At 64.7% G+C, this 22,586-nt stretch carries 24 protein-coding genes; 11 read left to right on the top strand and 13 right to left on the bottom strand.

Annotated elements, in window-relative coordinates:
* Positions 1 to 11 precede the first annotated feature (11 nt).
* Both G559_RS0103265 and G559_RS0103260 read left to right on the top strand, forming a co-directional pair.
* Positions 12 to 560, top strand: a complete 549-nt coding sequence (locus G559_RS0103265) for a cupin domain-containing protein (protein ID WP_028626878.1) — start codon at positions 12 to 14, stop codon at positions 558 to 560.
* Positions 561 to 692: 132 nt separating this feature from the next.
* A complete protein-coding gene (locus G559_RS0103260; RefSeq protein ID WP_028626877.1) occupies positions 693 to 1,115 on the top strand; it encodes a c-type cytochrome in 423 nt (140 codons plus the stop codon).
* A gap of 81 nt (positions 1,116 to 1,196) precedes the next feature.
* Here G559_RS0103260 and G559_RS0103255 read toward each other — a convergent pair whose 3' ends face one another.
* Positions 1,197 to 1,769: a xanthine phosphoribosyltransferase gene (locus G559_RS0103255; protein ID WP_028626876.1), complete on the bottom strand. Its 573-nt coding sequence runs from the start codon at positions 1,767 to 1,769 to the stop codon at positions 1,197 to 1,199.
* Positions 1,770 to 1,814: 45 nt separating this feature from the next.
* Positions 1,815 to 3,827, bottom strand: a complete 2,013-nt coding sequence (gene rep, locus G559_RS0103250; RefSeq protein WP_028626875.1) for a DNA helicase Rep — start codon at positions 3,825 to 3,827, stop codon at positions 1,815 to 1,817.
* Positions 3,828 to 4,084: 257 nt separating this feature from the next.
* On the opposite strand from rep, the gene G559_RS0103245 reads away from it, so the two are divergent.
* A complete protein-coding gene (locus G559_RS0103245) occupies positions 4,085 to 5,758 on the top strand; it encodes a putative bifunctional diguanylate cyclase/phosphodiesterase (protein ID WP_028626874.1) in 1,674 nt (557 codons plus the stop codon).
* Between the two features lie 15 nt (positions 5,759 to 5,773).
* On the opposite strand, the gene G559_RS0103240 is transcribed toward G559_RS0103245, so the two are convergent.
* Positions 5,774 to 7,189 (bottom strand): NorM family multidrug efflux MATE transporter, encoded by a 1,416-nt coding sequence (locus G559_RS0103240; RefSeq protein ID WP_028626873.1) that lies wholly within the window; start codon positions 7,187 to 7,189, stop codon positions 5,774 to 5,776.
* A gap of 138 nt (positions 7,190 to 7,327) precedes the next feature.
* Here G559_RS0103240 and G559_RS0103235 point away from each other — a divergent pair, with 138 nt between their 5' ends.
* Positions 7,328 to 8,245 (top strand): LysR substrate-binding domain-containing protein, encoded by a 918-nt coding sequence (locus G559_RS0103235; protein ID WP_028626872.1) that lies wholly within the window; start codon positions 7,328 to 7,330, stop codon positions 8,243 to 8,245.
* On the opposite strand, the gene G559_RS0103230 is transcribed toward G559_RS0103235, so the two are convergent.
* The 4 genes from G559_RS0103230 to G559_RS0103215 all read right to left on the bottom strand — a co-directional run bounded on the left by G559_RS0103230 (position 8,242) and on the right by G559_RS0103215 (position 13,057).
* Entirely contained in the window at positions 8,242 to 9,042 is an 801-nt protein-coding gene (locus tag G559_RS0103230; RefSeq protein WP_028626871.1) for a TlpA disulfide reductase family protein, read from the bottom strand. The genes G559_RS0103235 and G559_RS0103230 overlap by 4 nt on opposite strands.
* Before the next feature lie 127 nt (positions 9,043 to 9,169).
* Positions 9,170 to 11,146 carry a BCCT family transporter gene (locus G559_RS0103225; protein ID WP_028626870.1) on the bottom strand — a complete coding sequence of 659 codons (1,977 nt, stop codon included), beginning with the start codon at positions 11,144 to 11,146 and terminating at the stop codon, positions 9,170 to 9,172.
* A 112-nt stretch (positions 11,147 to 11,258) separates the two neighbouring features.
* Positions 11,259 to 12,755: a YifB family Mg chelatase-like AAA ATPase gene (locus G559_RS0103220; RefSeq protein ID WP_028626869.1), complete on the bottom strand. Its 1,497-nt coding sequence runs from the start codon at positions 12,753 to 12,755 to the stop codon at positions 11,259 to 11,261.
* A 38-nt stretch (positions 12,756 to 12,793) separates the two neighbouring features.
* Positions 12,794 to 13,057: an accessory factor UbiK family protein gene (locus G559_RS0103215; protein WP_028626868.1), complete on the bottom strand. Its 264-nt coding sequence runs from the start codon at positions 13,055 to 13,057 to the stop codon at positions 12,794 to 12,796.
* A 414-nt stretch (positions 13,058 to 13,471) separates the two neighbouring features.
* On the opposite strand from G559_RS0103215, the gene glnK reads away from it, so the two are divergent.
* From glnK to sutA, 4 genes are all read left to right on the top strand, one after another.
* The gene (glnK, locus tag G559_RS0103210; protein ID WP_003457590.1) at positions 13,472 to 13,810 is read left to right on the top strand and encodes a P-II family nitrogen regulator; all 339 of its coding nucleotides are present in this window, start codon (positions 13,472 to 13,474) and stop codon (positions 13,808 to 13,810) included.
* Positions 13,811 to 13,844: 34 nt separating this feature from the next.
* The gene (locus G559_RS0103205) at positions 13,845 to 15,164 is read left to right on the top strand and encodes an ammonium transporter (RefSeq protein WP_028626867.1); all 1,320 of its coding nucleotides are present in this window, start codon (positions 13,845 to 13,847) and stop codon (positions 15,162 to 15,164) included.
* A 138-nt stretch (positions 15,165 to 15,302) separates the two neighbouring features.
* The gene (locus G559_RS0103200) at positions 15,303 to 15,728 is read left to right on the top strand and encodes a secondary thiamine-phosphate synthase enzyme YjbQ (protein ID WP_028626866.1); all 426 of its coding nucleotides are present in this window, start codon (positions 15,303 to 15,305) and stop codon (positions 15,726 to 15,728) included.
* A 76-nt stretch (positions 15,729 to 15,804) separates the two neighbouring features.
* Positions 15,805 to 16,119, top strand: a complete 315-nt coding sequence (sutA, locus tag G559_RS0103195; RefSeq protein WP_028626865.1) for a transcriptional regulator SutA — start codon at positions 15,805 to 15,807, stop codon at positions 16,117 to 16,119.
* A 112-nt stretch (positions 16,120 to 16,231) separates the two neighbouring features.
* On the opposite strand, the gene G559_RS0103190 is transcribed toward sutA, so the two are convergent.
* The 6 genes from G559_RS0103190 to lptM are packed head-to-tail and all read right to left on the bottom strand — an operon-like array spanning position 16,232 to position 20,800.
* Positions 16,232 to 16,936, bottom strand: a complete 705-nt coding sequence (locus G559_RS0103190; protein WP_028626864.1) for an HAD family hydrolase — start codon at positions 16,934 to 16,936, stop codon at positions 16,232 to 16,234.
* Positions 16,933 to 17,829, bottom strand: coding sequence for a tyrosine recombinase XerC (gene xerC / locus G559_RS0103185; protein ID WP_028626863.1), 897 nt, complete (start codon positions 17,827 to 17,829; stop codon positions 16,933 to 16,935). The genes G559_RS0103190 and xerC overlap by 4 nt, the downstream gene beginning before the upstream one ends.
* A 29-nt stretch (positions 17,830 to 17,858) precedes the next feature.
* A complete protein-coding gene (locus G559_RS0103180) occupies positions 17,859 to 18,560 on the bottom strand; it encodes a DUF484 family protein (RefSeq protein WP_028626862.1) in 702 nt (233 codons plus the stop codon).
* Positions 18,557 to 19,387: a diaminopimelate epimerase gene (gene dapF, locus G559_RS0103175; protein ID WP_028626861.1), complete on the bottom strand. Its 831-nt coding sequence runs from the start codon at positions 19,385 to 19,387 to the stop codon at positions 18,557 to 18,559. Before dapF ends, G559_RS0103180 begins: the two co-directional genes overlap by 4 nt.
* 10 nt (positions 19,388 to 19,397) lie before the next feature.
* The gene (lysA, locus tag G559_RS0103170; protein ID WP_028626860.1) at positions 19,398 to 20,645 is read right to left on the bottom strand and encodes a diaminopimelate decarboxylase; all 1,248 of its coding nucleotides are present in this window, start codon (positions 20,643 to 20,645) and stop codon (positions 19,398 to 19,400) included.
* Between the two features lie 14 nt (positions 20,646 to 20,659).
* On the bottom strand, positions 20,660 to 20,800 hold the full coding sequence (gene lptM / locus G559_RS0103165; RefSeq protein ID WP_028626859.1) for an LPS translocon maturation chaperone LptM: 141 nt from the start codon (positions 20,798 to 20,800) through the stop codon (positions 20,660 to 20,662).
* A 140-nt stretch (positions 20,801 to 20,940) separates the two neighbouring features.
* On the opposite strand from lptM, the gene G559_RS0103160 reads away from it, so the two are divergent.
* The 3 genes from G559_RS0103160 to G559_RS29705 are packed head-to-tail and all read left to right on the top strand — an operon-like array spanning position 20,941 to position 22,512.
* A complete protein-coding gene (locus tag G559_RS0103160) occupies positions 20,941 to 21,984 on the top strand; it encodes an AraC family transcriptional regulator (protein WP_028626858.1) in 1,044 nt (347 codons plus the stop codon).
* An 11-nt stretch (positions 21,985 to 21,995) separates the two neighbouring features.
* A complete protein-coding gene (cyaY, locus tag G559_RS0103155) occupies positions 21,996 to 22,328 on the top strand; it encodes an iron donor protein CyaY (protein ID WP_028626857.1) in 333 nt (110 codons plus the stop codon).
* Positions 22,309 to 22,512: a DUF1289 domain-containing protein gene (locus tag G559_RS29705; RefSeq protein ID WP_081667900.1), complete on the top strand. Its 204-nt coding sequence runs from the start codon at positions 22,309 to 22,311 to the stop codon at positions 22,510 to 22,512. Before cyaY ends, G559_RS29705 begins: the two co-directional genes overlap by 20 nt.
* Positions 22,513 to 22,586: the final 74 nt, after the last annotated feature.

Below are 22,586 nucleotides of genomic sequence, written 5' to 3'. Positions count from 1 at the left end.
GGATCCCGCCATTGGACGTCGGTGTACGACTGCAAGCCATCCGTAAGCTGAAAGGCCTGTCCCAGCGTGAGCTCGCCAAGCGCGCGGGTGTCACCAACAGCACCATTTCCATGATCGAGAAAAACAGTGTCAGCCCCTCCATCAGTTCGCTGAAGAAGGTGCTGGGGGGTATTCCCATGTCGCTGGTGGAGTTCTTCTCCCTCGATCTTGAGCAGGAAAACCAGGTCCAGGTGGTTTATCGGGCTTCCGAACTCACCGATATCTGCAGCGGCGCCATCACCATGAAGCTGGTGGGCAAGGCCCATCCCAGCCGCGCCCTGGCTTTTCTCGACGAGACCTATCCGCCGGGCACTGATACCGGCGACGAGATGTACGCCCATGAAGGTGAAGAGGCCGGCATGCTGGTTGAGGGCCGTCTGGAGCTGACCATCGGCAGCGAGGTGTACATCCTCGAACCGGGCGACAGCTACTATTTCGAAAGCAGCAAACCGCACCGCTTCCGCAATCCGTTCGATGCTCCGGCACGCCTGATCAGCGCGACCACGCCGGCGAACTTCTGAATTCCAAAAACGCCACGCCCATGTCCCTGCGACAAGTTGGGTTGTTTCAGCGTGGCGAACTAACCGTATATACTTGCGCCCGCTCGCGAAACCGTGGCCGCGGGCGAAACTAGCCACGATGAGGGTGTAAGGGTGAACCTAATCAAGAAGATGCTGGCGGCCCACGCTGCCGTATTGGCCCTGTGGGCTGTTAGCGCCCAGGCCGCGACCGACGACGCCGTTGCCGAGCGCATCAAGCCGGTAGGCGAGGTCTGCGTCATGGGTCAGGAATGCAAGGGCGTTGGCGCCGTAGCAGCCGCTGCTGGCGGCGGTGCGCGTACGCCGGACGACATCATCGCCAAGCACTGTGGCGCTTGCCACACCGCTGGCGTGCTGGGCGCGCCGAAGATCGGCGATACCGCTGCCTGGAAAGAGCGTGCTGACCACCAAGGCGGTCTCGACGGCATCCTGGCCAAGGCCATCTCCGGTATCAACAGCATGCCGCCGAAGGGCACCTGCGCCGATTGCACCGACGATGAGCTGAAAGAAGCCATCAAGAAGATGTCCGGCCTGTAACTTCGCCGCCATCGATGAGTAAAAAGCCGCCCAAGGGCGGCTTTTTCATGCCTGTTCGCTGCGACCTGTTGTCGCAGTCTTTCAGTCGAGGAAGGTGACCTGGCCGTCGGTGAGCGAGGCCACCCGTGCCAGCGCCTCGACCCGGTAGCCCTCGCTTTCCAGCAGGCCACGGCCTTCCTGGAAGGATTTCTCGATGACGATGCCCAGCCCCGCGACGCTGGCGCCGGCCTGGCCGATCAGATCCAGCAGGGCCTTGGCGGCATGGCCGTTGGCGAGAAAGTCATCAATCACCAATACGTGGTCGGCGGCGGTCAGGTGCTTGGCCGAGATGGCGATGGTGCTTTCGCTTTGCTTGGTGAAGGAGAACACCTTGGAAATGTAGAGGTTGTCCTTCAGGGTCAGCGACTGGTACTTGCGGGCGAAGATCACCGGCACGCCCAGTTCCAGGCCGGCCATCACGGCTGGCGCGATGCCGGAGGCTTCGATCGTGACGATCTTGGTGATGCCCTGGCTGCGGAAGCGTTCGGCGAACTCATGGCCCACCTGCTGCATCAGACGCGGATCGATCTGGTGATTGAGGAAGGCGTCGACCTTCAGGACCTGGTCGGACAGTACGATGCCTTCTTCGCGAATCTTCTGTTTCAGCGCTTCCACGCCATTACCCTCATGTATGGCCCGGTCTGCGCCGGGGTTCTTTAATTACGGCTTCTTCAGCATGGCACGGATGTCCGCCAGGGCGGTGTTGCCGCGCGCGGCCTTCACCTCCACGGGGGCATCGTCCATGCCTTCCCATTCCAGGTCTTCCTGAGGCAATTCCTCGAGGAAGCGGCTGGGTGAGCAATCGATGATCTCGCCGTACTGCTTGCGCTTGGCGGCGAAGGTCATGGCCAGATTCTGCCGCGCGCGGGTGATGCCCACGTAGGCCAGGCGGCGTTCTTCCTCGATGGTGTCGGCTTCGATGCTGGAGCGGTGGGGGAGGATGTCTTCTTCCACGCCCATGATGAAGACGTAGGGGAATTCCAGGCCCTTGGAAGCGTGCAAGGTCATCATCTGCACACCGTCGGCGCCTTCCTCTTCCTCCTGCTGGCGTTCGAGCATGTCGCGCAGCACCAGCTTGGCGATGGCTTCCTCGATGGTCATGCCGCCTTCTTCATCACGCTCCAGGGTGTTCTTCAGGGCGTCGACGAGGAACCAGACGTTGCCCATGCGGAAGTCAGCGACCTTGTCGCTGGAGGCGTTCTGGCGAATCCAGTTCTCGTAGTCGATATCCATCACCATGCTGCGCAGGGCGGCGATGGGATCGTTCTGTGCACACTGCTGGCGCACCCCGTCGATGAAGCGCTTGAATCGCTGCAGGCGGTCGGTGAAGCGGCTGTCCAGGTGTTCGCTCAGGCCCATTTCGTCGCTTGCCGCGAACATCGAGATGCCGCGCTCGGTGGCGTAGTTGCCAAGCTTCTCCAGGGTGGTGGAGCCGATCTCCCGGCGCGGCACGTTGATCACGCGCAGGAAGGCGTTGTCGTCGTCCGGGTTTACCAGCAGGCGGAAGTAGGACATCAGGTCCTTCACTTCCTGGCGCCCGAAGAAGCTGGTGCCCCCGGACAGCCGATACGGAATCTGGTGGTGCTGCAGCTTCAGCTCCATCAGCTTGGCCTGATGGTTGCCCCGGTAGAGGATGGCGAACTCGCTGTAGGGCCGCTGGGTGCGCAGGTGCAGGGTGAGAATCTCCATGGCGATGCGCTCGGCCTCGGCGTCCTCGTTGCGGCAGCGGATCACCCGGATTGGATCGCCCACGCCCATCTCGCTCCACAGTTGCTTCTCGAACACGTGGGGGTTGTTGGCGATGAGGATGTTCGCGCACTTGAGGATGCGGCTGGTGGAGCGATAGTTCTGCTCCAGCATCACCACCTTCAGCGACGGGAAATCTTCCTTCAGCTGCATCAGGTTTTCCGGCCGCGCGCCGCGCCAGGCGTAGATCGACTGGTCGTCGTCACCCACCACGGTGAACTGAGCACGGTGCTGCACCAGCAGCTTCACCAGCAGGTACTGGCTGGCGTTGGTGTCCTGGTATTCGTCCACCAGCATGTAGCGCACGCGGTTCTGCCACTTCTCCAGGATGTCCGGGTTGTCCTGGAACAGTTTCACCGGCAGCAGGATCAGGTCGTCGAAGTCCACCGCGTTGTACGCCTTGAGCGTGCGCTGGTAGTGCATATAGACGACGGCGGCGGTCTGTTCCTTCGGGTTGCGCGCCTTGGCCAGCGCTTCCTCGGGCAGGATCAGGTCGTTCTTCCAGTTGCCGATGTAGCCCTTGATTTCGTCGGCGCCATCATCCCCGGCATATTCCTTCTGCATGATGTCGGTCAGCAGCGCCTTGATATCCGACTCGTCGAAGATCGAGAACCCGGGCTTGAAGCCCAGGCGCGCGTGTTCCTTGCGGATGATGTTGAGGCCGAGGTTGTGGAAGGTGGAAACCGTAAGGCCCTTGCCCTCGCTGCCGCGCAGCAGGGTGCTGACGCGCTCCTTCATCTCGCGCGCCGCCTTGTTGGTGAAGGTCACCGCGACGATGTGCTGCGCGCGGATCCCGCACTGCTGCACCAGGTAGGCGATCTTCCGGGTGATCACGCTGGTCTTGCCGGAGCCTGCACCGGCGAGCACAAGGAGCGGACCACCGACGTAGTTCACGGCTTCCTGCTGCCGGGGGTTGAGTCGGGACATGCTGGGGCTGGATCAAGGCGAATGGCCGCGCATTCTAGCAGGCCGGCCGGGTTGTACCGAAGTACCTCTGGGCAACTGTGATACAAGCGAGATTGCTGGTGGGTTGAGCTTGGAAATTTCCGTGCAGCCAGTACGATGGTGCCGTCTTTGTCGGCGAATTGGCGAAGATCACGTAGGGATGCGTGGTAAGAACGACGCCGATAACGGCGCAGTCTGGCGGGAAAGTGCCGCACTATCTGTGACCCCGGGGAGGTCATTTGTCCGCGCTCGTTGAGCCCATGCGCATGCTCCTGCTGGCGGAAACGCCGGCCTGGGCCGAACTTTTTCGCGAAATGCTTTCCGCGATGGGCAGCGCATCCCCCTTGATTACCGCCGCTTCCTGGGACGCTGCCAGCAGTTTGGTGGGCGACCTGGGTTGTGCCCTGGTGCTTTGTACTCCGGCCCGATTGCCCTCGGCCGGGCGTTGCCCACTGCCCATCATCCTGCTGCTGGAAGAAGAACCGGACGAAGCTCCCCAGGGCGTCAGCGACTGGCTGGTGCGCGAACACCTGAGTGCCGACACCCTTCGTCGCACCCTGCGTCATGTCCGCGAGCGACGTAACCTGCAGCACGCGCTGGAACGCCTGGCCGAGCAGGACCCGCTCACCGGCATTGCCAACCGCCAGGGCTTCCAGACCTTGCTGGCCGCGCGGCTGGTGGAGTACGACGGGCGCGGTCTGGCACTCGGTCACCTGGATCTGGACAACTTCCGCCATGCCAACGACGCCCTCGGCTATCAGGCCGGTGACCGTCTGATCCTGCAAGTGGTCGCGCGGCTCAAGGCCCAGCTCCGCGCTGGCGACCAGGTAGCGCGCCTGGGCAGCGATGAATTTGCCCTGCTGCTGGATACCCGTCGCGACCCGGCTCGCGCCGAGCGAGTTGCCGAGCGTATCGCCGAGGCCTTGGCCGAACCCTACCAGGTAGACGGCGAGAGCTTGTTGCTCGGCTGCAGCCTGGGTATCGCCCATTCCCGAGGCAGCGAAGGTGCCGACCCACTGATGTGGCACGCCCACATCGCCATGCAGCAGGCCAAGGCCAGCCAGGGCTGCACCTTCCATGTCTTCGATGAGCGCATCAATCACAGTGCCCGCAGCCGCGCCGACCTGGAAAGCGAGCTGCGTCGGGCGCTGCGCCGGGACGAGCTGGAGCTGCACTACCAGCCACGGCTCTGCCTGAAGACCGGCAACATCCTGGGCCTGGAAGCCCTGGTGCGCTGGCGCCACAGCGAACGCGGCCTGCTCACGCCCAATGAGTTCGTGCCGCTGGCCGAAGAAAGCGGCCTGATCGTACCGCTGGGCTACTGGGTGATCTCCCGTGCCCTGCGCGATATGCAGTGGCTGCGCGGACGCGGTCTGCCGCCGCTGCACATGGCGGTGAACCTGTCGTTCCGCCAGTTCCAGGACAGCCAGCTGCTTTCCACTTTGAGCCGGTTGATCCACGAACGCGGTGTCGATGCCCGCTGGCTGGAATTCGAGCTCACCGAAACCGCCGTGATGCGCCGCAGCGAACAGGTGCGCCAGACCATGGACGCCCTGGGGCGGCTGGGCGTGCGCTTTTCCCTGGACGACTTCGGCACCGGCTTCTCCTCCTTCGTCCACCTCAACAGCCTGCCCATTGCACTGCTGAAGATCGACAAGAGCTTCGTCGGCGGCATGCATGATCGTCCGGAGAATCGCCTGTTGGTGAAGGCCATGATCAACCTGGCGCAGAACCTCAAGCTGGAAGTCGTGGCCGAGGGCGTGGAAAGCGCCGAACAACTGGCATTGCTCCGCCAATTCGGCTGCGACCAGGCCCAGGGCTACTGGATCAGTCGGCCCTTGCCGCTGGCCGAGCTGGCACGCTTTCTGGTGTTCGGTGCGCGCCAGGCGCTGTTTGCCAGCCAGGAGTCCTGACCGCTGTGTGCGAATTCATTCGCGATTGAAGACTCGTAGGGTCACGAGCGGGCGCCGAGGGGCTGTGGATAACCCGTCTGGCCGCAGTAATCGTGCGGTCTTCCACTCGAAGCCCAGGGTCAGTCCCAGCGCAGCGCAGGCCAGTCCCAGCGCCAACCCCCACCAGACGCCGGTAGCACCCCAGCCCAGGGGGAAGGCCAGTAGCCAGGCTGCCGGCGCGCCCACCAGCCAATAGCAGCCGAGACCGACCAGGAAGGTGGTCTTGGCGTCCTTGAGGCCTCGGATCGCGCCCATGGCGATGGTCTGGATGCCATCGAACAGTTCGAACCAGGCGGCCACTGCCAACAGGCTCACGGCGAGTCGCACGATGTCCTGATACTCGGCGGCGTGGCGATCGAGGAACAGCCCCACCACCCATTCCGGTGCTACCCAGAACAGCACTGCGAACGCGAGCATGCAGCCGGCGCCGAAGCCGATCCCCAGGCGCCCGGCGCGGCGCGCTTCCTCAAGCCGACCGGCGCCGTAGTGTTGGCCGATGCGGAAGGTCACCGCGTAGGAGATCCCGACCGGCACCATGAAGGCTACGTACACCGACTGGATGGCGATCTGGTGCGCCGCCAGCTGGGTGTTGCCGAGCGCGCCCATGCACAGGGCTGCGAAGGCAAACAGACCGGACTCCACCGCGTAGGTGCCGCCGATGGGCAGGCCCAGGCGCATCAGCTCGGCCAGCGCCTCGCGGGAGGGTCGCAGCAGGCCACGCCCCAGCGCATAGGTGGCGTAGGCCGGGTTGCGCACGATGTGCCAGGCGAGGAGCAGCGCCATGCCGTTCATCACCCCTGCGGTGACCAGGCCGATACCGGCCAGCCCGAGGCGCGGCAGGCCGAACATGCCGTGGATTAGCACGTAATTGAGCAGGAAGTTGGCCAGGGCGCCGCCGATACTGATCGCCATGACCGGGCCGGGCCGGCCGATGGCGCTGGTGAAGCCGCGCAGGGCCATGAAGCCGAGATAGCCGGGCAGGGCGAAAACCAGCGTGGAAAGGAACTGCATGGCGCCCTCCACACTCTCCGGCGCCTGGCCGAAGGCGAGCAGGATGGGCTTGAGGTTCCACAGCAGCAGGCCGGCGGCCAGTGCCATGGCGAACGCCAGCCAGAGGCCGCTCTGGGTGAGGCGGGTGGCGCCGGCTGCGTCGTCCGCGCCATGTCGGATGGCAACCAGATTGCCCACGGCGGCGATGACCCCGACGCAGAAGATCGATACGAAGGAATAGCTGGCCGCGCCCAGGCCGCCACCAGCCAGTGCTTCGGGGCCGAGCAGGCCCATCATCACGGTATCGGTGAAGACCATCAGCACGTGGGCCAACTGGGCCGCGATCAGCGGGCCAGCCAGGCGCAGGATGGCCATGAGTTCGCTGCGAATGCTTTGTGGCATGAGTAAGGCTCACTTTTTCGACGTGCCGGACTGTTCCTGTGGCCGTCTGTGGATTCCGCAATTCTCTGAGCCTTGATCGATCGGCACAAAAGGAAAAAAATGATGCGATCCATGACTTTGACTCATAGGTATAGGCATATGTCGCGTCGCCTGCCGCCGCTTTACGCTCTGCGTGCCTTCGAGGCCGCCGCCCGTCACGCGTCCTTTACCCGCGCCGCCGAGGAGCTGGCCATCACCCAGAGCGCGGTGAGTCGGCACATCCGTACCCTGGAAGATCATTTCGCCTGCCGCCTGTTCGAGCGTCAGGGGCGCTCCCTGCAGCTCACCGAGCCGGCGCGCATGCTGCTGCCCGGACTGCGCGACGGTTTCGATAGCCTGGAGCGGGCCTGCACCACCCTGCGTGTCGACGACGCCACCGTGCGCCTGAAGGCACCGTCCACCCTGACCATGCGCTGGCTGCTGTCGTGCCTCAGCCGCTTCCGCCCTCTCAACGCGGACATCGAGGTGCAGCTCACCAGCGCCTGGATGGATGTGGACAAGGTGGACTTTCAGCACGAGCCCTTCGATTGCGCGGTGTTGCTCAGCGACGGCCATTTCAGCCAGGACTGGGAGGTAACCGTGCTGTTCAGCGAATGGCTGATTCCAGTCTGCGAGCCGTCGCAGGCCACCGAACCCTGGGGCCTGGCGCGTCTGCAGGGAACCGAACTGCTGCACCCGACGCCGGACCGCCGCGACTGGCGCCGCTGGCTCCAGCGCATGGAGCTCGACGACGAGGTCACGCTCAAGGGCGGGCAGGTGTTCGACACCCTGGAGCTGGGCATAGTCGCTGCCGCCCGGGGTTACGGGGTATCCATCGGTGATCTGTTCATGGTGGCCGAGGATGTCGCCCAAGGGCGCATTGGCCTGCCCTGGCCGACAGCCGTGGCTAGCGGAGAAAGTTACTACCTGGTCTGGCCGCGCGCCCGCAGCGGCCAGGATCGTTTGCGCCGGCTGCGTGACTTTCTGCAGGCGGAAGTGGCGGCCATGCAGCTTCCGAAAGTGGAACTGCTGGGTTAGGGCAGCTGGCGTAGCCCGTGCTCGAGGCTGGCGCTGGAAAGTTCGCCCATGTGGCTATGGTTCAGCCTTCCATTGGCGTCGTAGAAGAGGGTGGTGGGCAGGCCGAAGGAGCCAGTGGCCTGGCCCAGGCGATTGCCGCTGTCGAGCACCACTTCCCGAGGCGCCAGGCCCTGTTCGGTGAGATAGCGGGACACGGCCTCGGCGTGCTCGCCCTGGTTCACCAGCATGAAACGCACGTCGGGGTGCGCCTTCTGCGCGGCAACCAGCACCGGCATCTCGCGACGGCAGGGCGGGCACCAGGTGGCCCAGAGGTTGATCACCAGGGGGCGGCCATCCAGTTCACGTAGTTCCACCGGGTTGCCCTGCAGGTCCATCAGGCTCAGTGCCGGTAGCTGGCGACTGCGCTCCAGGGCTGAAACCAGTGCCTGGCCGCTGCCCCAGAGGCTGCCTCCCACCAGCACGGCAATGGCCAGCGACTGGCGCAGGACCGGTCTGCGCCAGGCGAGTACACCACCGACGAGGGCGGCGGCGAGCAGGCCCGGCCAGAGGAGGAAGCCACCGTCGCGGATATCCACAAGGCTCAGGGGCGCTGCGGCGTACTGCTCGAAGTACTGTCCGACGAAAGCCAGTCGCGCCACCAGCAGGCCGCCGATCAGCATGGCGAACAGCGCACCCTCGGGATTGGTCTTGTGCTTGCGCCCGGCTACCCAGCCGGCCAGCAGCGCTGCGAAGAAACCAAGGTAGAGCAGCGCATGCTGCATGGGGATGGCGAGTGGGCCGAGGTTGAGGCTGGTCATGCCGGACTCCGTGAAACGAGGCGGCGAGTATCGCAGCCTGGCGTCGGTGGGGCTGCGTCAGGCTGTGGATAAATGTTTCCGCTGGCCTGTAGGGGCGAATGAGTCCGCCCCTACAGTGGACATGGCCTCAGCGGACGACATGCAGGAAGTGCAGGTGCTTTTCGTACTGGTCGAGCAGGTCGCCGATCACTTCGTCACGGCTCCAGCCCATCACGTCGTAGTCCTGCCCGCCTTCACGCAGGTACACCTCGGCGCGGAAGTACTTGCGTGAGTCGACGCTCTCCTCGCCATTGTCACGCGCAACGAAACGCGGCAGAGGCAGGGCGCGGGGGCGCACCTCGTAGCTGAAGTCCACCTCGGTGCCGTGGCCGACGTTCAGTTTGCAGCGCCCGTCCTCGCCATTCTGCACCTCGACCCCATAGCCCTGCTTGCGCAGCTCCTCGGCCACTTCGAGGCATGCCGGGCGCACCACTTCGTCGATGAAACGGGTGACATGGCTGCGACGCGGGAACATCAGGATGTTGCGCAGGCGTCGTTGCCAGCCACCCTGCTGGCGCTGGGCCGGGCGGGAGAGATTGAGTGCCTGGTAGCGGATTCCGCGCTTGGTGGCGTCCAGGCGCAGGGCCTTGAGCAAGCCCCAGGTAGCCGCCAGCAGCACCACGGCGAAGGGCAGGGCGCTGGCGATGGTCGCGGTCTGCAGGGCCTTGAGGCCGTCGGCCACCAGCAGTGCCATGGCCACCACGCCTATCAGGATCGACCAGAACAGGCGCTGCCAGAGTGGCGTCACCTCGCGGCCGCCGGAGGCCAGCATGTCGACCACCAGGGCGCCGGAGTCGGCGGAGGTGACAAAGAACACCACCACCATGAGTACCGCAACCATGGACAACAGCGAAGCGAAGGGGAACTGCTCGAGGAAGGCGAAGAGCGCCAGCGAGCTGTCCTGGGCCACGGTGTCCAGCAGGCTGTGGACGCCGTCTTGCAGCACCATGTGAATGGCGGTGTCGCCGAACACCGTCATCCACAGCAGCGTGAAGCCGGCTGGAACGAACAGTACGCCGGAGACGAACTGGCGGATGGTGCGTCCGCGGGAGATGCGCGCGATGAACAGCCCGACGAAGGGCGACCAGGACAGCCACCAGCCCCAGTAGAGCAAGGTCCAGCCGCCGATCCAGTCGCTGGATTCATAGGCGTACAGGTTGAAGGTCTTGCTGACGATCTCCGACAGGTAGCCGCCGGTGTTCTGTACGAAGGTCTTCAGCAGGAACACGGTAGGCCCCAGCACCAGCACCACGGCCAGCAGGATCACGGCCAGCACCAGGTTGAGCTCGGAGAGGATCTTGATCCCCCGGTTCAGTCCACTGGCTACCGACAGGGTGGCCAGGGCGCAGGTGCCAGCGATCAACCCCAGCTGTACCGGCACGCTGACCGGCAGGCCAAACAGGTGGTTGAGGCCGCTGTTGATCTGCAGTACGCCATAGCCGAGGGAGGTGGCCACGCCGAACACGGTGCCGAGGATGGCAAAGATATCCACAGCGTGGCCGATGGGGCCGTATATGCGGTCGCCGATCAATGGGTAGAGCGCCGAACGCAGGGTCAGCGGCAGATCGTGGCGGAAGCAGAAGAACGCCAGGATCAGCGCGACGATGGCGTAGATCGCCCAAGCGTGCAGGCCCCAGTGAAAGAAGGTCAGCTTCATCGCCTCTTTGGCGGCGGCGACGGTGTTGGCATCGCCCACTGGCGGGTTGGCGTAATGCATCAGCGGTTCGGCAACGCCGAAGAACATCAGGCCGATGCCCATGCCCGCGGAGAACAGCATGGCGAACCAGGAGCTGTTGCGGTACTCGGGGCGGCTGTGGTCAGGGCCGAGCTTGATGTCGCCAAAGCGACTGACCGCGAGGAAGACCACGGTGATGAGGATCAGCGCCACGGTCAGGACGTAGAACCAGCTGGCATTGACGACGATCCAGTCCTGGATGTGGCCAAACAGCGTCTGGGCCTGTTCGCGGGCCAGGGTGCTGTAGAGCACCAGGGCAATGATGAGGAAGGCGGAGCCGAAAAAAACCGGCGGATTGAGGGTGGATTGCGAAGACGAACGTGCCTCCATTGAGCTAGCTCTCCTTTTAATCGGATGGCCGCCAAGGGCGGAAGGCGCAGTATTCTAGCAAAGATGATAGATAAAGTCTCTTATCGGTATTTGATCAATAGCTTTCATTGCTTCAGGTCAGTGCCTCGGGCCTGTATTGCAGGGCCTCTCCGAGATGATGGCGGGCGATCTTCCCGGCCTGTTCCAGGTCGGCCAGGGTTCGCGCCACCTTGAGGATGCGGTGGGCGGCGCGCAGGGACAGGTTCAGGCGCTCGCAGGCGTCTTCAAGCCAGGCGCGGTCGGAGGCGTCCAGGGCGCAGTGCCGACGCAGGCCCTGCAGGTCGAGGAACGCGTTGGCGCAGCCCTGCCGCTGAAGCTGCAGGCGCCGTGCCCGAGCCACTTCGGACGCGGCTTGCGCACTGCCCGGGCCTACGCTGGCCGGTGGCTCCAGGCTGGTGGATTCGCGGGCGACGGTCAGGTGCAGATCGATTCGGTCGAGCAGGGGGCCGGACAGCTTGGCGCGGTAGCGCTGAATCTGTTCTGGGGTGCAGCGGCAGCGGCCACCGGGGTCACCCAGATATCCACAGGGGCATGGGTTCATCGCCGCCACCAGTTGGAAGCGCGCCGGGAAGCGCACCTTGTCATGGGCACGGGCGATGACGATTTCGCCACTTTCCAGCGGCTCACGCAGAACTTCCAGCACCTTCCGGTCGAACTCTGGCAGCTCGTCAAGGAACAGCACCCCCTGATGCGCCAGGGTTATTTCCCCCGGTTTGGGTCGACTGCCGCCACCGACCAGCGCGGCGCCCGACGCACTGTGATGCGGTTGTCGAAAGGGTCGCTGGGGCCAGGACTGCAGAGGCGCGTGACTGGCGACCGAATGGATGGCGGCCACTTCCAGTGCCTCCTGCTCTCCCAGGGGCGGCAACAGGCCGGGCAGGCGGCTGGCAAGCAGGGTCTTGCCGGTGCCGGGAGGCCCACAGAAGAGCAGGTTATGGCTTCCGGCTGCGGCCACCAGCAGGGCGCGTTTGGCGGCTGCCTGGCCCTGGACGTCGGCGAGGTCAGGGTAGGGCGGTCGTTCCTCCAGCAAGCCCCTGGGCTGATAGGGGGCGAGCGGGGTATGGCCGGCGAAGTGTGCGGTAAGTTCCAGCAGGTGCGCGGCGGCCAGCACCTTGAGGCCGCTGGCGAGGCTGGCTTCCTCCGCGTTCTCCTTGGGTACCACCAGGGTCCGCCCGGCGGCACGAGCGGCCAGCGCGGCGGGCAGTACACCCTGAACTGGGCGCAGAGCCCCGGAGAGCGCCAGTTCTCCCAGGCACTCGACCTCTTCCAGGGCATTGGCCGGTAGTTGGCCGCTGGCGGCGAGCACACCGAGTGCAATAGCCAGGTCGAACCGGCCGCCATCCTTCGGTAGGTCAGCCGGGGCGAGGTTGAGGGTGATGCGGCGGGGCGGGAAGTCGAACCCGCTGTTCAGGATCGCGCTGCGCACACGGTCCTTGCTTTCCTTTACGGCCGCTTCCGGAAGGCCCACCAGGGCCAGGGACGGCAGGCCATTGGCAAGGTGGGCTTCGACGGTCACGGCAGGGGCTTCGACGCCGACCTGCGCGCGGCTGTGGACGATGGCCAGGGACATTGATCACTCCTTGATCGGTCCGCCGGGCCGGAGCGGGATCACTCCGCCGGCGGCGGGTTCAACTTGGCTTCCAGTTCCGCGACCTTGGCTTCCAGGGCTTCCAGGCGTGCGCGAGTGCGGGCGAGGACCACCATCTGGCTGTCGAACTCGTCGCGACTGACCAGGTCAAGCTTGCCGAAGGCGCTCTGCAGCAAAGCCTTGAACTGGGTCTCGACCTCGGCGCGGGGCAGCGGGCTGTCGCTGCTGAACAAGCGCGAGGCAGTGGCGGCGAGGGTATCGAGCAGGGCTTTGGGCGGCAGCATGGTGGGTTTCCGTAGGTGAATGGGCGGCAGTCTACCACGGTGCTCCCGGGGGCCGGACTGGCGATGGGCGGCGCACACTTTTTGAGCAGGATGCTGGGGCGTTGCGCACTGCTTTGGTGCGATCAGGGTGCGGTTCCGGTCTCTCCGAACCGGCATTCGGCCAGTATCTGCTTGAAAAAAGGCACTTTGTTCGGAGCTGGCAAGAAATCTGCTTGGAGGTGGGCGACGCATGCACCGATGCAGTTCCGGTGCACCGGGCGAGGCGGGGGAGTGTTTCGCCAGAAGCGGTTGGTTGATGTCGGCGTGCCGAGGCAGGGCGGGCCGATGCATTACAAAAGCCAGACACTGCGCTTAGACTTGAGCCGGGTTCGCGTTTTTCCTGGGGCAAGTCAACCAAACACGGGAGAGAGTTTCATGAAACTAGTCACCGCCATCATCAAGCCTTTCAAACTCGACGACGTGCGTGAGTCGTTGTCGGAGATCGGTGTGCAGGGCATTACCGTCACCGAGGTCAAGGGCTTCGGACGGCAAAAAGGCCACACAGAGCTGTACCGTGGCGCCGAGTACGTTGTCGATTTCCTGCCGAAGGTGAAGATCGACGTGGCCATTGCCGACGATCAACTGGATCGCGTGATCGAGGCCATCACCAAGGCAGCCAATACCGGCAAGATCGGTGACGGCAAGATTTTCGTCGTCAATCTGGAACAGGCCATCCGTATCCGTACCGGCGAAACCGGCACAGACGCGATCTAAGCCTCCGAACCCCAACGCCCCAGGAGAAAACAACATGACTCTGCGTAAAGCCGCAGGGCTAGGAGCCCTTTTGTCCCTCGTTACCCCCGGCCTGGCCATGGCCGCCGACGAGGTCGTGCTTAACAGTGGTGACACGGCGTGGATGATCGTCGCTACTGCACTGGTGCTGTTCATGACCATCCCCGGCCTGGCGCTGTTCTACGGCGGCATGGTGCGTTCCAAGAACGTTCTGTCGGTGATGATGCAGTGCTTCGCCGTCACCGGCCTGATCAGCATCCTCTGGGTGGTCTACGGCTACAGCCTGGCCTTCGACACCACCGGCATGGAACAGGGAGTGATCAACTTCAACTCCTTCGTGGGCGGCCTGTCCAAGGCCTTCCTCAGCGGCCTGAACACCAGCAGCCTGGTGTACGCGATTCCTGAGAGCGTGTTCATCACCTTCCAGATGACCTTCGCCATCATCACCCCGGCCCTGATCGTGGGTGCTTTTGCCGAGCGCATGAAGTTCTCCGCCATGCTGATCTTCATGGCCGTCTGGTTCACTCTGGTCTATGCCCCGATCGCCCACATGGTGTGGAGCGGCAATGGCGGCCTGATGTGGGATTGGGGCGTGCTGGACTTCGCCGGTGGCACCGTGGTGCACATCAACGCCGGTATTGCTGGTCTGGTGTGCTGCCTGGTGCTGGGCAAGCGCAAGGGCTATCCGACCACTCCGATGGCTCCGCACAACCTGGGTTACACCCTGGTCGGCGCCGCCATGCTCTGGGTGGGCTGGTTCGGCTTCAACGCCGGTTCCGCAGTAGCCGCCAACGGCACTGCCGGCATGGCCATGCTGGTTACCCAGATCGCCACCGCCGCCGCCGCCCTGGGCTGGATGTTCGCCGAATGGCTGACCCACGGTAAGCCGAGCGCTCTGGGCATCGCTTCCGGTGTGGTCGCCGGCCTGGTTGCCATCACCCCGGCTGCCGGCACCGTCGGCCCGATGGGCGCCCTGATCATCGGCCTGGTGGCCGGCGTGGTCTGCTACTTCTGCGCCACCAGCCTGAAGCGCAAGCTGGGCTACGACGACTCCCTGGACGCCTTCGGTGTGCACGGTATCGGCGGTATCGTCGGCGCGCTGCTGACCGGCGTGTTCGCAGCCCCTGCTCTGGGTGGCTTCGGTACCGTTGAAGACATCGGCGCCCAGCTCTTCATCCAGTTCGAAGGTGTGGCCTTCACCGTGGTCTACACCGGCATCGTGACCTTCGTGATCCTGAAGGTGCTGGACGTGGTTATGGGCCTGCGCGTCAACGAAGAGGAAGAGACCGTCGGCCTCGACCTGGCTCAGCACAACGAGCGCGGCTACAACCTCTGATGCAGATGATTTCCCTGTTCGGCAGCTGCCGACGGGGAAGTCGGCAGAAATGCCTAAAAGGGCGCCGCAAGGCGCCCTTTGCTTTTTCAGCGGCCGCGCTAGAATGCCGGCCGTACAAGCCGAGACAGGTATTTGCGGATGTGGCAGCAGACCCTGATTACCTTGCGCCCGAAGCCGCGTGGCTTCCACCTGGTGACCGAGGAAATCCTGGCCGCATTGCCGGAACTGCGGCGCTATCGCGTCGGTCTGTTGCACCTCTGGCTGCAACATACGTCGGCTTCCCTGACGGTGAACGAGAATGCCGATCCCGCTGTGCGGCGAGATTTCGAGCGATTCTTCAGTCGCCTGGTGCCCCAGGGTGAAAGCGGCTATGAACATGACTATGAAGGGCCGGACGATCTGCCCGCGCACTTCAAGGGCAGCCTGCTCGGCTGCCAACTGAGCCTGCCGCTCCGAGACGGGCAGCTGGCAATGGGCACCTGGCAAGGTGTCTACCTGGGTGAGCACCGCGACCAGGGTGGTGCTCGCCGACTGTTGGCGACCTTGCACGGCGAGGCGCCCTGATTTTTTTCCAGCCGCGTTAGTAAGCTGGCGTAGCTGGGCTATAACTAACCTGCTTTGGCAAGGCATGAGGTAGAACATGAGCGACGAAGAACTGGAACAAGACGAGCTGGAAGCGGCCGACGAGGAAGACGGCGAAGAGCTGGCTGCAGCCGATGATGGCGAAAGCGACGACGATGGCGAGGCCCCTGCCCCCACTGGGAAGAAGGCCAAGGCCGCGGTCGAAGTCGAAGAGATGCCCAGCATCGAAGCCAAGCAGAAAGAACGTGATGCCCTGGCCAGGGCAATGGAAGAATTCCTGGCCCGCGGTGGCAAGGTGCAAGAGGTCGAACCCAATGTGGTTGCCGACCCACCGAAGAAGCCGGACAGCAAGTACGGCAGCCGCCCCATCTGAGGCCGGCACCCGTCGAAAGAGCCCGCCATTGCGCGGGCTTTTTCATGCGTGCAGGGGAAGAAAGCGCCGTAATCGGTGTGCAGGCGACCTTATCTGCGAAAGTGCGGGCTCTCTAGTGCCACTTCGCCCAGCGCGCCAGTACCTCAGGCAACTCCCGCAGGCTGGTGATCTCCGCATCCGGCAGGTGTTCGCCGCTCCATTCCTTGCCCAGCGGGTTGAACCAGATGGCGCGCAGCCCGGCGCGGCGGGCGCCTTCGATATCGTCGGCCGGGTGGTCGCCGATATGTACGGCTTCCCGCGCGCTGACACCGCCACGCTTGAGCGCTTCGAGGAAGGGCACCGGATCGGGCTTGCCAATGCCCAGCTCCTCTGCACAGAGGGCGAACTTGAAGTAATCGGCCAGGCCCAGGCGGCGCACGTCGGCGTTGCCGTTGGTGATCACGCCCAGGTTGTAGCGGATGGCCAGGCGTTCCAGGGTGGGTACGGTGTCGGGGAAGAAGGTGATGCGGTGGCGAGCGTGGAGCATGGCCTGGAAGGCGCCTTCGGCCAGGTCGATGGCATCTTCGGCTGAGTAGCCAACGCCTTCCAGCGCGCGGCGCAGGGTGCGGCGGCGCAGTTCGCTGAGACGGTGCTTGAGGCTCGGTTCTGCAGCCAGGATCTCGCCGCGAATGACCCAGAGGTGTTCCACGGGCAAGGTGCCCAGGGCCGGAGTGTGTTCCATCAGCCAGTCGCGCATGGCTGATTCCGCGCCCTCGATGACCGGCCGGTTGTCCCACAGGGTGTCGTCCAGGTCGAAAGTGATCAGCTGAATACTCATTCGTCCGCTCCCCGTCGCTTTGCCCTCGGGTGGGCCTGATCGTAGACCGAGGCCAGGTGCTGGAAGTCCAGGTGGGTGTAGATCTGGGTGGTGGAAATGTCGGCGTGGCCGAGCAGCTCCTGTACCGCCCGAAGGTCCTGGGATGACTCCAGCATATGACTGGCGAAGGAATGCCGCAGCATGTGCGGGTGCAAATGCTGGCCCAGTTCACGCACTCCAGCCTGGCGCACCCGCAACTGGACGGCGCGTGCGGAGAGCCGGCGGCCCTGCCGGCTGATGAACACTGCGCGATCCCCCGGATTGGTCGTGGCGCGCAGCGGCAGCCACTCGTCCAGCGCTTCGCGGGCCTTGCTGCCCACCGGCAGCTCGCGAGTCTTGTTGCCTTTGCCGCGTACCCGCACGAGTCCGGCGGACAAATCGAGGCCGTCGAGGTCCAGGCCCACCAGTTCGGACAGGCGCAGACCGGACGAGTAGAAAAGCTCCAGCATGGCCTGGTCGCGGCGGGCGATGAAGTCGTCCTCAACGGCACCGTCCAGCAGTTGCTGGGCGCGGTCGGCGTCGAGCGCGCGGGGCAGGCGGCGAGCGCCCTTGGGGGCGGCAAGACCATTGGCCGGGTCGTGACGGCAGCGACCTTCGCGGATCAGGTATTGGTAGAGGCCGCGCACGGCCGAGAGCAGACGCGCCAGGCTGCGACTGGACAGGCCGTCCTGGTGCAATCGGGCGATAAAGCTGCGCAGGCTGCGGACGTCCAGGCCCTGCCAGTCGGCAATGCCGAATTTCTCGCAGAGCGCACGTACCTTGAGCAGGTCGCGGTGGTAGCCGTCCAGGGTGTGAGCTGAAACCTGGCGCTCGCTGCGCAGGTGATTCAGGTAGGCATCCAGGTCGGCTTGCATGGGACTTCCTTGGCGTGCGTGGTGACGGGCTATCTCACCGAACGCAGGGGTGTGGCGAAGCGTGGCAGCACCCGGGCCAGGACTTCGGCGATATAGCCGAGGAACAGGGTGCCAAGGGAGCTCTTGTAGTGCTGCGGGTCCGGGCTGCCAATGGCGAGTACGCCGTGCAGGCCCTGGTAGGTCAGGCTGACCACGGCAGCGGAGCCGACCTGGTCGCGCTCCTCGGCGCCGAACAGGAACTCCAGCTCATGGCCGCGCAGTACGCCGCAGATGGTCTTGCCGCCGGCCAGCAGTCCACCGATGCTCTGGTGCGCTTCAGCAACGGTAACGCTCCGACCTACCGGCAGGGTGCTCTCGCTGAACAGGATGAGGCTGACGAAGGGCACCTGGAACTCGTGCCGCAGGCTGTCTTCCACGGCGCCCACCACTTCTTCCAGGCTGGAGGCATCGAGCAGGTCGAGCACCAGGCGGCGGGTCTTGTCGAAGAGCCGGTCGTTCTCCCGCGCGACATCCATCAATTGCGCCAGGCGATGGCGCATCTCGATGTTTCTCTCGCGCAATAGCTTCACCTGGCGTTCCACCAGGGACACAGCGTCACCCGGCTGGTGCGGGATGCGCATTTCAGGAATCAGCTCTTCATGCTGGACGAAGAACTCCGGATGGAGGCGCAGGTAGGCCGCCACCGTCTCGGAGTCGAGGTGTTGTGGCGGGTCCTGATGCTGGTCGGTCATAGGCGAACCTGTCCTTCGAATACGCGGACGGCGGGTCCGGTCATCATAACGGGATGCCCCGGGCCGGCCCACTCGATAGAGAGTCGGCCGCCCGGCAGTTCGAGTTGCACCGGTGAGTCCATCCAGCCCTGGCGGATCGCGGCCACTGCGGCGGCGCAAGCACCGGTTCCGCAGGCCAGGGTTTCCCCGGCGCCGCGCTCCCAGACGCGCAGCTTCGCTTGCTTGCGATCGACGATCTGCAGGAAGCCCACGTTCACCCGCTGCGGGAAGCGCGGGTGGTGTTCCAGCTTCGGCCCCAGGCTGTGTACGGGTGCACTGGCGACATCATCGACGCGCAGCACCGCGTGGGGGTTGCCCATGGAAATGGCTGCCAGTTCGACCGTCTGGCCGTCCACCTCGACCGGGTAGCTCAGGGCTTCGGCGTCGGCCACGAAGGGAATCTGTTGCGGGACCAGGCGCGGCGGACCCATGTCCACGGTGACCTGGCCATCGGGGCGCACATCCAGTTCGATGATGCCGCTCTTGGTCTCGACGCGAATACGCTTCTTCACCGTCAGGCGCTTGTCGATGACGAAGCGGGCAAAGCAGCGCGCGCCATTGCCGCACTGTTCCACTTCCGAACCGTCGGAATTGAAGATGCGGTAGCGGAAGTCAACATCCGGGTTGGTCGGGGCTTCGACGATCAGCAACTGGTCGAAACCGATGCCGGTGTGGCGGTCGCCCCACTGTTTGGCGTGCTTGGGCTGGATATGGGCGTGCTGGCTGACCAGGTCGAGGACCATGAAGTCGTTGCCGAGGCCGTGCATCTTGGTGAAGCGCAATAACATGGATGCGCCCTCACTGCGGCAGCAGGCTTTCGCCGGCGTAGAGGTCTTCGATTGTCTCGCGGCGGCGCACCTCGAAGGCTTGCTCACTGTCCACCAGCACCTCGGCGGCACGGCCGCGGGTGTTGTAGTTGGAACTCATCACGAAACCGTAGGCGCCGGCGGAGCGTATCGCCAGCAGATCGCCCTCGGCCAGCACCAGATTGCGCTCGCGGGCGAGAAAATCGCCCGTTTCGCAGATCGGGCCGACCAGGTCGTAGGTGCGCTCGATGCCGGCATGGGGCTGCACCGGTACCACGTCCATCCAGGCCTCGTAGAGCGCCGGGCGGATCAGGTCGTTCATGGCCGCGTCGATCACGGCGAAATCCTTGTGTTCAGTGTGCTTGAGGTATTCGACCTGGGTCAGCAGCACGCCGGCGTTGGCGACGATGGAGCGACCGGGTTCGAACAGCAGTTCCAGGTTGCGGCCCTGCAGGCGCTGGCGCACGGCCTGGATGTAGTCGCCGGGCTGCGGCGGCTGCTCATCGCGGTAGCGCACGCCGAGGCCGCCGCCGAGGTCCAAGTGACGAATGTTGATGCCACGCGCGCTCAGGCGGTCAATCAGTGTCAGCAGGCGGTCGAGGGCGTCGAGGAAGGGTTCCAGGCTGGTGAGCTGGGAGCCGATATGGCAGTCGACGCCGATCACATCGAGGTTCGGCAGGCTGGCGGCCTGGGTATAGACGGCTTCGGCTTCTTCGATGGAAATGCCGAACTTGTTTTCCTTCAGGCCCGTGGCGATGTACGGGTGGGTGCCGGCGTCCACGTCGGGGTTGACCCGCAGCGATACCGGAGCCTTCACCTCCATGGTGGCGGCCACGTTCTGCAGGCGTTCCAGCTCGTTGCGCGACTCGACGTTGAAGCAGTACACGCCGGCCTCCAGGGCGCGGCGCATGTCGTCACGGCTCTTGCCTACGCCGGAGAAGACAATGCGTCCAGGTGCGCCGCCGGCGGCCAGCACACGCTCCAACTCACCGCTGGAAACGATGTCGAAGCCCGCGCCGAGGCGCGCCAGCAGGTTCAACACGCCGAGGTTGGAGTTGGCCTTGACTGCATAGCACACCATGCCCGGCGTCCCGGCCAGCGCATCGGCATAGGCCATATAGCCGGCTTCGATGGCGGCGCGGGAGTAGACATAGGTGGGCGTGCCGAAGCGAGCGGCGATGTCGGACAGCGCTACGCCTTCCGCGAACAGCTCGCCGTCGCGGTACGTGAAAGCGTCCATGACTGCTCCCCCGATCAGCGGATGTACACGTCTTTCTGGTGTTCTTTCGCTGCTTTTTCGTCGTCAGGCATGTAGAGCGGGCCTTTCTGGCCGCAGCCAGCCAGCAGGCAGGCAGCAGCGAGCAGGGCGACGAAGGGGGCGTGGAGTCGCTTCATGACGGAATCCTTGCAGAAAACGTGAATTGTTCCGGAGTATACCGACCCCCCGACGCCTTGCCTATTCGCCGGAAAACCCGTCCGGCGTGGCCTGCGGGCCTGTGCAGGGCTAGCATTGGCGGCTGGAAAAAGGAGATCCCATGGATAACGCCGCATCCCTTGCCGGCTCTGTCTCGGTTGCCTATTTGCAGGGTCTGATGGCGCGGCTCGAGCCGCTCGGCGTGGCCCCTGCCGACCTGCTTGGCCATGTCCAGCTGACGCCCGCGATCCTCGCCCAACGTGACCAGCGCATTGCCGCCAGCGCCTACCTCGAGCTGCTTGGACATGCGGCACGGCTGTCCGGCGATCCGCACCTTGGGCTGCATCTGGGCGAGGCCGTGCGCCCCGGCCACTACGGTGTACTGGGCTTCCTGCTGATGAGTTGCGCAACGCTGGCCGACGCCCTGCACCGCCAGGCGCGCTACGCCGCCCTGGTGGGCAACCTGGGGCGGGTCGAGCTGGCCGACGAGCCACCCCGTGAGGGCCTGGAGCCCCAGGTGGCGCACAGTTGGGAGTCCATCCTGCCGCAGCAGCGCGCGCTGCTGGCCGAAGAGACCCTTGCCGGCTGGGTGACCTTCGGGCGCTGGATCACCGGACTGGATATCCCACCCACCGAGGTGCGCTTCCAGCATCAGGCGCCGGTGGACATCTCGGAGCACCAGCGGATCTTCCGCTGCCCGATACGCTTCGGTCAGACGGACAATGCCCTGGTTTTTCCCAAGCGCCTGCTGGCTACGCCGCTTGGCCAGGCCGACGCCGAGGTGCGCCGACTATTCGATGGCTATGCCGAGCGCCTTCTCGGTGAACTGCGCCAGGGCCATAGCGTGCTGGACCGCGCCCGCGAGATGCTGGCCGCCCAGCTGTCTGCCGCCGGGCCGGATCTGGAACGCCTGGCTGACGCGCTGACGCTGAGTCCGCGTACCCTGCAGCGCCGCCTGCGCGAGGCCGGGTTATCCTTTAGCCAACTGGTGGACGAGACGCGCCAGCAGCTGGTGCTGCACTATCTGCGCGATCCGACGCTGGAGCTGGCCGACATTGCCTTTCTGGTCGGTTTCAGTGAACCCGGCTCCCTGGGGCGCGCCTTCCGCCGCTGGACCGGGCAGAGTCTCGGCGAGTACCGTCGCCCTTTATCCCCTATGCCCTGAGGTAATCCCTGATGAGTTTGAGCGAAGCCCAATTCCACGACCTGGTCGATGAAGCCCAGGAGCGCGTGGAAGACGCATTCGATGACAGCGACCTGGACCTGGACCTGGAAAACAGCGCGGGTGTGCTCACCGTGCGCTTCGAGAACGGCAGCCAGGTGATCCTCAGCCGCCAGGAGCCTCTGCGCCAACTCTGGGTGGCAGCACGTTCGGGGGGCTTCCATTTTGACTACGACCAGGCCAGCGGTCGCTGGATCTGCGACAGCAGCGACGAACCGCTGGGCGAGCTGCTCAGCCGCGTAACCCGCGAACAGGCGGGTGAAGACCTTGAGTTCGACGAACTCTGACCGCGCGCCCCTGGCTCGCCATCCGTCGCCGTGCATCCGACGCTGCTGTCTGGACGATACGGACGTCTGTGTAGGCTGCGGCCGAACCCTTGCGGAAATCTGCGAGTGGAACCAGGCCGGCGACCCGCGTCGCCGCGAAATCTGTGCCGCCGCCGAACTGAGACGGCGACCGATGCGCGGCTGACCGGCCGGTCTTGCCAATCGCGGGTGCCCTGACGTACTGTCGGGCTTCCGGGCAAGTCGTCCGGTTAGACAGAA

The sequence above is a fragment of the Metapseudomonas resinovorans DSM 21078 genome, from assembly GCF_000423545.1.
Lineage (GTDB): Bacteria > Pseudomonadota > Gammaproteobacteria > Pseudomonadales > Pseudomonadaceae > Metapseudomonas > Metapseudomonas resinovorans.
This window is presented reverse-complemented; position numbering and strand designations above follow the sequence as displayed.